At 56.0% G+C, this 12,981-nt stretch carries 9 protein-coding genes and 1 pseudogene; 4 read left to right on the forward strand and 6 right to left on the reverse strand.

Features of this window, described 5'->3' with window-relative positions:
• Nucleotides 1–92 precede the first annotated feature (92 nt).
• Nucleotides 93–1,151, forward strand: coding sequence for a bile acid:sodium symporter family protein (locus tag JS541_RS00500; RefSeq protein WP_214372376.1), 1,059 nt, complete (start codon nucleotides 93–95; stop codon nucleotides 1,149–1,151).
• A gap of 152 nt (nucleotides 1,152–1,303) precedes the next feature.
• Here the strand turns inward: JS541_RS00500 and JS541_RS00505 are convergent, their stop codons facing one another.
• Entirely contained in the window at nucleotides 1,304–2,491 is a 1,188-nt protein-coding gene (locus JS541_RS00505; RefSeq protein ID WP_214372377.1) for an aminotransferase class I/II-fold pyridoxal phosphate-dependent enzyme, read from the reverse strand.
• Between the two features lie 259 nt (nucleotides 2,492–2,750).
• Nucleotides 2,751–3,290: pseudogene (locus tag JS541_RS00510) on the reverse strand (very short patch repair endonuclease); the annotation flags it as partial.
• A 72-nt stretch (nucleotides 3,291–3,362) separates the two neighbouring features.
• Between JS541_RS00510 and JS541_RS00515 the strand changes: the two are divergent.
• Both JS541_RS00515 and JS541_RS00520 read left to right on the forward strand, forming a co-directional pair.
• Nucleotides 3,363–4,418, forward strand: coding sequence for a Gfo/Idh/MocA family oxidoreductase (locus JS541_RS00515; protein ID WP_214372379.1), 1,056 nt, complete (start codon nucleotides 3,363–3,365; stop codon nucleotides 4,416–4,418).
• Nucleotides 4,419–4,838: 420 nt separating this feature from the next.
• Nucleotides 4,839–6,083 (forward strand): site-specific integrase, encoded by a 1,245-nt coding sequence (locus JS541_RS00520; RefSeq protein WP_214372381.1) that lies wholly within the window; start codon nucleotides 4,839–4,841, stop codon nucleotides 6,081–6,083.
• A 397-nt stretch (nucleotides 6,084–6,480) separates the two neighbouring features.
• On the opposite strand, the gene JS541_RS00525 is transcribed toward JS541_RS00520, so the two are convergent.
• The gene (locus JS541_RS00525) at nucleotides 6,481–7,005 is read right to left on the reverse strand and encodes a DUF5626 family protein (RefSeq protein WP_214372382.1); all 525 of its coding nucleotides are present in this window, start codon (nucleotides 7,003–7,005) and stop codon (nucleotides 6,481–6,483) included.
• A 499-nt stretch (nucleotides 7,006–7,504) separates the two neighbouring features.
• Nucleotides 7,505–8,932 carry a DUF2142 domain-containing protein gene (locus tag JS541_RS00530; RefSeq protein WP_214372383.1) on the reverse strand — a complete coding sequence of 476 codons (1,428 nt, stop codon included), beginning with the start codon at nucleotides 8,930–8,932 and terminating at the stop codon, nucleotides 7,505–7,507.
• A 460-nt stretch (nucleotides 8,933–9,392) separates the two neighbouring features.
• Here JS541_RS00530 and JS541_RS00535 point away from each other — a divergent pair, with 460 nt between their 5' ends.
• Complete coding sequence (locus JS541_RS00535) at nucleotides 9,393–10,763, forward strand: site-specific integrase (RefSeq protein ID WP_240539186.1); 1,371 nt, start codon at nucleotides 9,393–9,395, stop codon at nucleotides 10,761–10,763.
• Nucleotides 10,764–11,069: 306 nt separating this feature from the next.
• Here JS541_RS00535 and JS541_RS00540 read toward each other — a convergent pair whose 3' ends face one another.
• Together JS541_RS00540 and JS541_RS00545 are read right to left on the reverse strand one after the other, a co-directional pair.
• Nucleotides 11,070–12,302: a histidine kinase gene (locus tag JS541_RS00540; protein ID WP_214372384.1), complete on the reverse strand. Its 1,233-nt coding sequence runs from the start codon at nucleotides 12,300–12,302 to the stop codon at nucleotides 11,070–11,072.
• Entirely contained in the window at nucleotides 12,278–12,943 is a 666-nt protein-coding gene (locus tag JS541_RS00545) for a response regulator transcription factor (protein WP_214372385.1), read from the reverse strand. The genes JS541_RS00540 and JS541_RS00545 overlap by 25 nt, the downstream gene beginning before the upstream one ends.
• Between the last annotated feature and the right edge of the window lie 38 nt (nucleotides 12,944–12,981).

Consider the following 12,981-nt stretch of genomic DNA (forward strand, 5'->3'; position numbering starts at 1 on the left):
CGAGAACAATCGGACGCAGACTCTTACGATGTTCGGGTACATCCGCAAAACGGACAACGTATTCCACAGTTGTATTAAGAGAGAGATTTTCGATGGAAAACGTGAAGAAATTCGCCGATTGGCTGACCAAGTGGTTCACGGCGATCGTGGTCGTGTGGGCCGTGTTCAACTACTTCGTGCCGCAGGCAAGCCTGTGGGGCAAGCCGTACACCGGCTACATGCTCGGCATCGTGCTGTTCGGCATGGGCCTGACGCTGACGCTCGACGACTTCAAGCGAATCCTCACCCAGCCGCTCATGGTCATCGTCGGCACGATCGCGCACTTCGTGATCATGCCGCTCATCGCCGTGCTGCTGTGCTGGATCTTCCGCCTCGACGGCCCGCTGGCCGTCGGCGTGATCCTCGTCGGCTGCTGCCCGTCCGGCACCTCCTCCAACGTGATGAGCTACCTGTCGCGCGGCGACGTGGCGCTCGACGTGTCGATCGGCATCCTGTCGACCCTGTGCGCGCCGTTCATGATCCCGCTGCTGATGCAGTGGTTGGCCTCCCAGTATGTGACCGTGCCGGTCGAGTCCCTGTTCCTCAACGCCGTCAAGGTCGTGCTCTTCCCGATCGCCCTCGGCGTGATCTGCCACATGATCTTCGGCAAGAAGATCGAGACCATCACCGTCGCCCTGCCGATCGTCTCCCAGGTCGCCATCCTGCTCATCATCGGCGTGGTCGTCGCGGTCAACGGTTCGAAGCTGTTCGTCGCCTCCTCGCTCATGGCCATCCCGGTCGTCATCCTGCACAACCTCTCCGGCTACGCGCTGGGCTTCGGCTTCTCCAAGCTCATGTACAAGATCTACCCGAAGGGCTTCCGTTACGCGCAGCAGAAGGCCATCACCTTCGAGGTGGGCATGCAGGACTCCGCCCTGGGCGCGACGCTGGCGCTGACCTCGTTCGCCTCCAACCCGATCGCGGCCGTGCCCTCCACGTTCTTCTCCGTGTGGCACAACATTTCCGGCTCCATCCTCTCCAGCTGGTGGCGCAACCACGATGACCGCCACGAGATCCACTGGGATTCCGACAACGGCGAGAAGGGTTCCGCCAAGGACGCGACCAGCGAACACGCGTTCGACGCCGACAAGAAGGCCGCCGCGGCCAAGTGAGTTGATCTCCTCGCCGCAGCCTTATGAGTGAGGCCGTAACTGAGTCCGTATGACATACGGGATTCGGTTACGGCCTTTCGCATATCTACCGCGAGCGCAGCGAGCCTTGGCTCCCTCGGCTGAGGGAGCCAAGATTTGCCTAATGCGAGCGACTACAGCGTCTTGACGAACTCGCCCAGGCGACGCAACCCCTCGGCGAGCGCCTCGCGCGACGCCGCATACGACAGGCGCACATGCGTGTCGGCCGTGGCCGGCCCGAAGTCACGACCCGGCGTCAACGCCACGTGAGCCTCGTTCAGCGCACGTTCGCAGAACGTCCACGCGTCCAGTCCGGTCGAGGAGATGTTGAAGTACGCGTAGAACGCGCCGTTCGGCTCCACTTCGAGCGGCAGCCCGATCTCGCGCAGCCCGTCGACCACGATGCGCCGGCGCGCGAGCAGTTCCTGCCGCCGTTCCTCGCACACCGCAAGGCTTTCGGGAGTGAAGCATGCGACCGCCGCGTGTTGGGTGGGCGTGTGCGCGCACAGGTAGAAGTTCGTGGCGAGGTCGTCCACCGCCTCGATCGTGTTCTCCGGAATCACGGCCCAGCCGAGTCGCCAGCCGGTCATGCCGAAGAACTTCGAGAAGCTGTTGCATACGATCGCATCCGGGTCGGCGAGCAGCACGGACCGTACCTCGCTGCCGTCCGCCTCGCGATCGGCCAGGTCGAGGTACGTCTCGTCCACGATGCGCCACGCGCCGCGTTCACGAGCCAGATCGCACACGGCCTTCAGCATGTCGAATTCGATCGTCGTGCCGGTCGGGTTCGACGGCGACGTGATCATCACGGCCTTCGTATGCTCGCTCCACGCGCCGTCCACGAGTTCGGGCGTCAGGTGGAACCGGGTCGCCGCGCTGGTCGGCACGTCCACCACGGTGCCGCCGAACGAGCGCACCAGTTCGCGGTTGCACGGGTACGACGGGTCGGCGATGATCACCTCGTCGCCCGGATCGACGGTCAGCGCGGTCGCCAGCAGCAGCGCCGCCGAACCGCCCGACGTGATCACGATGCGCTTCGGGTCGATCTCGACGCCGTGTTTGGTCCGGTAGAAGTCCGCGATCGCACGGCGCAGTTCCGGCAGACCGAATGCGGCGGTGTACGGCAGCGGACGGCCGTCGTACTGCTCGCGCATCGCCTCGCGCACGGCCGGCGGCGCACCGAAGTCCGGCTCTCCCAAGCTGAGTTTGACCACATCGACGCCGTTCGCGATCATATTGTCGGCCTTTTCGCCGAACACCATCGCGCGGAACGGCTGCGCCTCGCGCGCCCGCTGCGCCATCACCGGCTGCCTGTCTGCCATATCACGCTTCCTTTCGTTCGTTTCCGTTCCCGATTCTAGTGTCGTGCGCGTCGATCGTGCCGATTATGCCCGTTTCCGGCGGCCGCGGATCGGTCGAGTCGTCCACGCCGTCAGCCGTCGCGCCGCTGCCGGCCGTCGCATCGCCGTCATCCGTCGTTCCGCCAATCGGCACGTCACCGTCACCCATCGCCGTCGCATCGCCGTCAGCAGACCCGCCGCCGGCCGCATCACCAGTCGACCCGCCGCCGGCCGCTCCCGTAATCTCGCGCACCAACCGTGCCAGCCGCTCCTCGCGCACCGGTTTCGCCAGCTCGCACTCCCACACGACGATCACCTTCCAGCCGGCCGCCCGCAGTTCGGCATGCTGCCGCACGTCGCGATCGTGGTTGCGCACGAGCTTCGCACTCCAGAATTCGACGTTCGACTTGGGCATGGAATGCTTCGCGCAGCCCTCGTGCATGTGCCAGAAGCAGCCGTTGACGAACACGATCGTGCGGTATTTCGGCAATACGACGTCCGGATGGCCCGGGTAGCGTTTGTCGTTCTTGCGAAAGCGCAGTCCGTGGCGGAACAGGTAGCTGCGCACGAGCACCTCGATCTTCGTGTCCTTGCCGCGGATGTGCGACATGGTGTAGCTGCGCGTGCCGCGTTCGTACCGTTCAGGTTGGGTGGACCGGCCGCGACCGGACCGATCGGATCGGCCGGACTGTCGCGGCGCACGTTTGGCCTGCCTTTTGGCCGTTCGATCAACTGACCGTTCGGACGACTGACCGGCTGCTCGCTTGGATTGACTGTTCACGAGATTCCATTATCACCCGTGCGGATTCTAAAATGGTACTGTTTGCGATTCCACACGATTCAAGGAGGAACGATGAGCCGACTGAACGGGCGACGGGCCGAGGCCGAGGCGCAGGGACTGAAGGTAAAAGTGGCGATTCTCGGCGCGGGCCGCATCGCGATCCACATGGCCGAGACGCTGACGAAGATGGCCGCGGACCCGCGCTATGCCGGGCTGGTCGAGCCGTATGCGGTGGCCGCCCGCGACGGGGAACGTGCCGCCGCGTTCGCCGCCAAGTACGGATTCCCCGTGTCGTACGGCTCCTACGACGAGCTGCTGGCCGACCCGGACGTGGATCTCGTGTACATCGCCACACCGCACAGTCTGCACGCCGAGCAGGGCATCGCGTGTCTGCGGGCGGGCAAGAACGTGCTGGTGGAGAAGTCGTTCACCGCGAACACGGCCCAGGCGCGCGACTTGCTGGCCGTGGCCGACGAGACGGGACTGCTGTGCACGGAGGCGATCTGGACGCGGTACATGCCGTCGCGCGCGATCATCGACGACGTGGTGGCGTCCGGCGTGATCGGCGAGGTGCAGTCGATCGCGGCGAACCTGTGCTATCCGATGGCCGGCAAGGCGCGTATGACCGATCCGGCGCTGGCCGGCGGTGCGCTGCTGGATGTCGGCGTGTATCCGCTGAACTTCATCGACATGGTGATGGGCGGGCACGGCGACGTGGCGATCGACCGCGTGGAGACGTCGATGATGCCGTACGAGACGGGCGTGGACGCGCAGAATTCCACGACGATCTACTATGCGAACGGCGTGATGGCGTCGGCGCAGTCGTCCATGCTGGCCGCGTCGGATCGTGGCGGCTATATCTGGGGCGAGCGCGGGTACATCGTGTGCCGGAACATCAACAACGTCGAGGCGGTCGACGTGTACGGACTGGATCACCTGCCGCTCGCGCACTACGACGTGCCGGAGCAGCTGACCGGCTACGAATACGAGGTGGCTGCCGCCGCGAACGCGATTCTCGACGGACTCGGCGAATGCGCCGAGATGCCGCACTCGGATACGCTGCGCATCATGGAGCTCATGGACGTGCTGCGCGGCAAGTGGGGCCTGCGCTACCCGTTCGAGGGGTGACATCGAGTCGGTAACGAAAAAGCCCGGCATGCGCCGGGCTTTTCGCTTGGTACCCCCAGAGAGGGGGATACAGCCCAGCGTCGTACAGGTCCATCTCCACCACTCCGGGGGCAAATAAATTTACCTTCATTACTTACAAAATCAATCATAGCAACGGTTCTCGCTTTCTTCCAATAGACACGCAAGCAGTGTTGCTCCTTATCGTCATCTTCATGCGGCTGATGGTCGAAACGACCTGTGACGAGTGATCGAATCAGCCTAAACCTCAATGATTGCAAGGCCTAAGGCACTAGAGGTGCATTTTTAGGTGCAATGGCTCACTGAGAGCGTATTCGGCCACTTGGTGGCATTTTTGGTGGCATTTTTCCGAGGCCGTTATGCCATGCCATTGATCTTGGATTCAGCACAAGGAGCATCATCATGTCCGCAAGGACGAAGAAGGACAGTATGGGGCCGTCGCCGGGGCGGCGGAGCAGGTTCGGCACCGTGACGCCGCGCTACGATACCGCAGGCAATCTCGTCGCCTGGCAGGTGCGGTACCCGGACCCGAAACGACCGGGCAAGAAGGTCCAGCGTCAGTTCAAGCCGGACATGGAGCACGAGGCGCACCAGTGGCTCGAAGAGGAACGGCATCTGGTGGAACTGGACTGCAAGAACATCCAGGAATGGGTCCATCCGTCAGAACGCCGCCGCAGGAAGCGCGCGAGCCTTATCTCGTTCGAGGATTACGTGACCCGGTGGGCGGAAGGATACCGGCTGCCGAACGGCGAGAGGATAGCCGGCGGCACGCGCCGGAACCTGTATCTCGACATCGCGCACTTCATGCCGGGCTTCAAGGGCAAGCTTCTGACCGAGATCACGCCGAAGGACATCAAACGCTGGTACGATGCGCCGCACCCCGAGGGGCAATGGGCGTTCCGTCGCTCATGCATGCGCCTGAAGGCGGCGTTCACCAGCGCCACGAAGATGAGCATGGACGGCTCCCCGCCGCTGATCCGTGACAACCCGTTCATTCTGCCCATACCGCCGGCGCCGCGATCCGCCAGGGAGGACGTTCCGCCGGTCACGCCGCTGGAACTCAAGCTGATCGCGGAGAATATGCCCGACTACACGAGACTGGCGGTGATACTCGCCACGCTCGTCGGAGGCCTCCGTTGCGGCGAGCTGTGCGGCCTGCAGGTCAAGGACATCGACCTGAAGGCCAAACGCCTGACCGTGCGCCATTCCGTCAACAGGGGCTATGCGGATCGCGGTTCGACACGCATCGCCAGGACCAAGACCGACTCCAGCCGACGCACCGTACCCATCCCCGACGGGCTCGTTCCCCTGATTCACGACCATCTGCTCAGACACTGCGAATGGACGGACCCGGAAGCCATGGTCTTCCGTCCCAGACGAGCCTCGGTGATGAGCCAGACCACCCTGGAGGCCCAGTTCCGCAAAGCCAGGGAGAAAGCCGGCCGCCCCGACCTGACCTTCCAATCCCTGCGAGCGAGCCACGCGACCCTGCTCATGCTCAAGGGCGGCACCCTGCGGGAAGTCATGGACGAACTCGGCCACGTCAGCGAGAAGGTCGCCATCAAGCACTACCAGCGCATCGTCGCCCGACACCGCAACCAGATCGTCAACCAACTCGCCGAAGACTTCATCAAGGCAGCACAATGAATAAGACATCGATACAGGTACAGTGTTCGCAAAACCTAGCAAAACACAGTTGGAAGAGCACCCAATATGACGTGAGTCAATAAACTAGTACTTTGTCGGGTTTAAATCGCTTCATTCCATTTTTCTCGGCTCCCCTTGTCAGGGGAGCTGTCACGCAGTGACTGAGGGGTAGTTAGGACTCATCACATTAAGTCCAACAAAGTACTAGGTCTGAATTACCTAACAATAATGGTGGTTTGCGGAAGCTAAGTTCCGCAAACCACCATTAAATTTATTAGCGCTGTTGACTAACTCTTTTTATGCAGGAAGCGAATCAAGGAAATGAGAGCCACGATTCCCAGCACATCGACTCCGAGACTAAGAATTATGGCAATAGGAACAAGTATCTCACTCATTTTCAGATTCCGTCCGTAACTTTGACATTATTACCAGAACCGGTAACGTCGGCACGTAGCCAGGCGGTCCCACTGTACCAACCCTGAATACTGTAAGAGTACTTCTGCTCCGCCATCGTCGCGGTATGCGTCAGGGTACGATCACTATAGGTTCCACCGACTAGATTGACCCACCAACTGTCTGTACTGGTGATTTTGTTGTTGGACATATTGATATAATAGCCGTCATAAAATGCCAGCCATTCTCGATAAATCTTCCATCGCTTTGTAGCTCGTGCCGTTGTCGCATTTTCGATTCCGATGGTAACGGGATCGCCCGAATCGGTGGTTGTCACATATTCGAGCTTTTCTCCAGGCTTGAGCTGGTCAAGACCCTCAAAGATGATGGAACCGTCCTCAGCAGCGACAGCAGTAGGCTGAATCTCTGCTGCATATGTAGGCGTAGTCCCCGCGAACACAAGTGCGAGACTGGAGACTAGCACCACCATGAGGATGGAAACTCTGCTGGCAAAAGACCTGTATTTCATTTTGGACTCCTTGGTTTGTCTTCGTTGACATAGAGTGCCGTTTGTTATCTTTTCATGGGAAACCCGCTGATGCGGATCATCGTTGATGTGTTTCCTGACATGCAACTTATCAAATTAGGTGCTGTCAAATGTCCTCATGATTACCTTCATTGGTATCCTTTTGATATCTGCTGCATTCAGATGCAGTAACTCCATGATGCGGCCTCTGCGAAACTGGCGCTCTCTTGGAGCCTGACATGTCATCTAAAGATGACTTCAACGTCGTGGAGGCCAATGATTGCAACCACTCATCGACTTTTGGATAGACTGCGGAAAGCTATCGGCATGCTGGTACAAGCTATGTTATAGTCAAAGTTCCCGAAAATCCCTTCCCGATGCCATGTGACCACATAGCTTCGTTTTGCCGGAGTGCCGTCCTTCTTGACCACGTTGCTTTAGGCGGACGCCACCGCATGAACCAGTACGCGCATGACGTCCATGTATTTCCCAGACATGGCGATCAAAAGATCCTCCAAAGACGGTGAATCCACTTAGTTTGGACTGCGGTTCGCCAGGGTTGCCGGCTCTTCCTCCTCTCTCGGCGATGACACATTCGTGGTACTGGAGGACGTAAAACGCATGTAACGGGCTTGTCCATGACATCTTGGCTGATCGATTGCAATGCAACGGCGCATTGCATGGCCAGTAGGGGTACTAGCGGCAGGAAGTATCGGCTGTTAATGCCTATGACACCTTGCTGCCCGTCGAGCGTGAACTGCATCCACACTGCCATGTATATCAGCGTCACACATCCTGCGGTCGTCACCCATGCTGCCAGCCAGAACAGCAGACGTCGGTGGTTTTTACGCCAAGCGATCACGGTCAGTGCCAGAGTTGTGATGGAGAGCGTCCAGAACAGGAACAGCAGCGGCGGTTCCCACCATGACCAGCCTTGTAGCCGGATGATGCTGTAGAGCATTCGTGGCAGAAACAAGTGCGGGGCGGTCAGGAGTTCCCGTCGCCGTCGCGCCACTTCAACATATGGCACACGCGATGGGTTCGTGGCGAACTCGGTTCCGATGCCCACCCATGTGAGTAGCAATAGAACCGATATCACGCATCCGCCGATGAGAATAAGACAAGAACGCATGGCCATCCGCCGACGGACGGCCATCGGCAGTAGCACCATGAGCAAGCATGGCGCGTACGCGAACTTCGCCAACGTAATAATTCCGGCGGTCACGGACAACGCAATGCAATCCACAGCGCTGAAGTGATCGTTTTCCACACATCGCACCATCAGACACGCCAACGGTAGAGACAAAGCCACCAATGCCGAGTCAGGCGAAAACATGAACGAGAACGGCATCGCCATCCACACGGTCAACAACCCGGCCAGCCGTCGAAGCCAACGCAGCGCATCTCCGGACAACAGCCGCAGACAAACTCCTGCCGATGCAAGATAAACGCCCAGCTGAAATATCTCAGCCAGATAGAACCGTGCTGTCATGTTCAATTGCAGCAGTCGTCCTACGGCGAAGGCCCCCAGCTGTGGCAGATACGCGAACGGCGGATACACCGCAGTGTTATTGAACGGCACCTCGCACCGGTTCCCGTAACAGTTGGTGATGGACGCCGGGTTCACCAAGCCGGACACGTAATCACGATCATTGACCAGCGAGAACGCGATTACGTCATCACTAACCCAGCCACCCACGTTCTGCGTTGTATCGGAATGATAGTCGGATGTCGCCCGCACCGATCGGGCCAGCACATCGCCGTTGAGCATCGCATCCACCCGATACACATGTGCCCACACATCCGCAGTCGTCCCAGGCCTCACCAACAGAATGCCCAACACTCCGCACAGCAGCACCAAGGTGAGAACAATGATTACCCCGCGATTTCTTGGTAGCCAGCCATTTTGATCAGTTGAATACGAGTGCATAACACCACCACCACAGAACCGCGCACCGGCGCCATGCCGAACCAAACTCTATGATGATTACGCATGCAGGAATACACCAATTAAAAGTGAAATCTGTCATCTAAAGACGACAATGGTCGATGGCAGACACCGCGATGGACGGCCGCACAGAAGTCATAGATGGTTAGATATCGTCCCTACCGCCATCAACAGGCGTACGACAGGGGTTACTGGGAGTTTTCACAGTGGCCCTCAGTTAAATCATGGCATTTATGGATGTGACGCTGCAGGTATATCGATGTCCCATTGATATAAATGTCATGCCTATAGCACGCCAGTAAACTTCATTCGGTAATGGCTATGGCTCCTCAGAAACCATCAGCCATCGTCATTTCTTATTTCCATATTCCTTTTCAATTTATACGAATAATGTTTATCGTCGCGGATGGCGAAAGCTGTATAAGGACCGTCCGCCATGTGTATGTCATCTCAAGATGACATACACATGGCGAACTCCTCCTCTCCGGCATCATTTGACTTCAATCTCCCGAAAGGCGCACACACGGTGCGCCTTTTTGCTATCAAGGGGGATTTCATGCCCAGGAATAGGCATCCCAAGAAAAACCAAACAACAAGGCCTCGAAGCGCATGGGGAACGGTCATACCACGTTTTGACGAGAACGGAGGAATCATTGCCTGGCAAGTTCGCTACCCGAACCCGCTTGCCCCGGGGAAACGAGTGCAACGGCAGTTCAAACCTTGGCAGGAACTAGATGCCAGAACATGGCTCGAAGAAGAGAAACATCTGGTAGATCTGCACAATAAGGGCATAGCCGAATGGAAGCACCCGACCCAACGGAAAAAAGACAAGCTGAACGAGTTCAGGGAACAGGAGCAGCGTCATATCCTGTTCCGCGATTACGTGGCGCAATGGGAATCAAGCTACAAGCTCCCGGATGGCGGAGAGATAGCCGGAGGGACACGCAGGAACCTCAAGTTAGACATCCGGCATTTCATCACGAACTTTGAGTCGCTTCACCTCTCGGAAATCACACCCTTGAAAATCAAGGCATGGTATGACAAACCGCATCCAGAAGGGCAATGGGCGTTCCGCCGCTCCTGCATGCGATTCAAGGCGATTCTCGAATCCGCGACGAAGCCCGGATTGGATGGGACGGAGCCGTTGCTTCAATTCAATCCGTTCATTTTCCCGATACCTCCTGCACCTCGGTCCTCCCGCATCGACGCGCCTCCGGTGACTCCTCGTGAACTGATGCTATTGGCGGAGGCCATGCCGGAATACACAAGGCTGTCGGTTTTTCTCTCAACCTTGGTCGGAGGACTACGATGCGGCGAGCTCTGTGGTTTGCGTGTTATGGACATAGATCTAGATAGTCAGACGTTGCACGTCCGACACTCCGTGAACCGCGGCCGTACGGATCGTGGAGAAATCCGATACAGCCGGACTAAAACGGGGGCAAGCATAAGGAATGTGCATATACCCGATGCACTCATGCCGATGATTCGTCAGCATCTTCATGATCACTGCGACATGAGGCTGCCAGAATCACCGATATTCGTCCCGCGAAGAGCGAAGATAATGTCCCAAACCACTCTGGAGGAACAATTCGCCAAAGCGCGCGTAAAAGCCAGACGTCCTGATTTGACGTTCCAAGGGTTGCGGGCGAGCCATGCGACATTGCTGATGCTGCGGGGAGGCACACTCCGAGAAGTCATGAACGAGCTGGGGCATACAAGTGAGAAAGTTGCCATACGGTATTACCAACTCACTGTTGCTGAGCACCAGAGCAGGATAGTGAATCTTCTTGCACGGGATTTCATGGACGCATAACGCCATGTCAAAAGAAGAATGACACAAGCTGGTGCTGGAACCTTCTCGGTTACCAGTACCAGCTCAATGACATGACGGCGCGCATGGCATAAACAATTACCTCATGATGTTGTCATACGAAAGATGACAAGCCTTGCCAATGACAACCTGATGCGATTGCATCTATGCGATACTTCGGTCGCAGAAAGGATGACCATGAAAGTAATTACTTCGGCGTTGCTGATCGCATCATTAACAACAATCGGGGTAATGCCGGAAGGCAATGCCGACGTTATCTCATTGGAGGCATATGACGTTGCTGCCTATTCAGTTCGGATGCTTCCAGTCTGTCCCCATTCCATAAATTGGATCTGTCACATCGTGGGATGAGCTCAGTGGAATTTGCGCATGAAATTGCCATGTTCCGTCTTCTGAGGAAGTTCTAGTTGTCCCACCCAGCGATTGTATGCGTTTTTCATGCAATTTTAAACCATTTTCCGATATAGGTTTATCAGGAAATAAGCTATTTGCTGAAACTTCATTGACCTGGTCAATGGATATCTCTAAATCTTTGCAGCTTATGGAAATATAATAATCGCTATTAGGTTTTGCATGGGCGGCAGTGTTCGTATATAGCTCTTGCAATAAGGATTCTATTTCATCGAAGTAATCGCTGCTGATTTTTTCTGAAAACTCAGAAGGTATATAGGTTTTCCCGGAAAATCCCAGTGTTGATAAGAATTTATCACCTTGCTCGGCAATAGATTGCAGGCGTCTGATATAGGGCATATCTACATTATTTAGCGATGCAACATCATTGCCGTTCATTACATTAATGGCAATTCGTATTTCTTTTAATGTTTTAACAATCGTTGTTCGAAGATTTGAAATCTCTTCTTCACTGAAGTTGTAATCATGTCTTGCCGACTTGTTGTCCAGCATTATTGCCATGTATGTCAGATTTCCGCTAACCGAATCATGTATCTTACTGACGGCAATATTTTCCTTTCTAACCATTGAAAGATGCTGCTGAATCTTTTCTGCTTTAAGCTGATCCTTCTCTACTTGATTTGCCAGATTTCTCCAAGATATAGCTCTTCCGATGAAAAATGCCAAAAACATAATGAGCAGAAGCATGACATATTCATCGAATGGAGTCTTTGTTAGACTGAATCTCCACATACGAATAGCGGAAATTGTTAACGGGTAGACCGCTCCATACGGCGGCTTGATATATAGTCCAATATAGGCAAGCGCCAACCAAGTTCCCCATAGAAAACTTGGTCCGCTAGTATCTGGTATAAAACAGCCGACAATAAATGCACCCAACAGCAAGTTGCTGCCTAATAGCGGATGAACGGCCATTAGAGCGAGCGTCGATATATGAATGACCACTAATAGCCAAGTTATTATTTCTCGTGGCGGGTAAGTCCATGTTTCTGTTATCGTGATAACAATACTGACGATCGGAAGTAAGTATTGAACATACTTGGTGTTATTGAGAATGAAAGCATTGTGTGCTTTATTACCGCTCTTTATTCGTCTTTCTTTTCGAGCCATTTAATTACCGCCTGCGTTCTGTTCTTGGCACCTATCTTCTCAGCTACGCGCTTGATGTATGTCTTTACGGTTGGTTCTCCTATGCCGAGCTTCACTCCGATTTCTTTTGATGTATATCCTAACGCGCACAGATTCATGACCTCTTCCTCTCTTCTGGTGAGGTTCTTATATCGGCGTTTGGGACTGTCCTCTATGGATAGCCTTGCGTAGGCTTCCTGTGCGGTTTCCGATGACTCGTATTTCACATGAGGTGATTGTCCGTTGGCCAATAGACACAAGGCTTGGCAGATATCACGCACCTGCGCCTTGTCCATCAAGCAGGCTGCCCCGTTCTCCAGAGCCTGTGCGTAGTATCGCTCTAGGGAGAAAGCGGTTATGCCGATCAGCACGATTTGCGGTGTTTTGGAGCGGATGGCCCGGCATACCTCATAGCCGGTCATGTCTTCCAGGGACATGTCCACCAGCAGCACGTCGGGCTGCGTTTTCTTATCCAGGCATTTGTCGATAGCTGTTTTGCCCTTCGCAGCCGTCCAATATATTTCAGCGAATGGCAGAAGCTGCTTGATCATTAACTTCATCATGCCAAGTGTGAGTTTGTCGTTATCGACAATGGCGATTCTGATTCGTTTCCCTAGGTACATTGCTCAATCATCCGTAATACGGCTAGATGTGGGTGGTG

This window comes from Bifidobacterium sp. SO1, assembly GCF_018555335.1.
GTDB classification, from domain to species: domain Bacteria; phylum Actinomycetota; class Actinomycetes; order Actinomycetales; family Bifidobacteriaceae; genus Bifidobacterium; species Bifidobacterium simiiventris.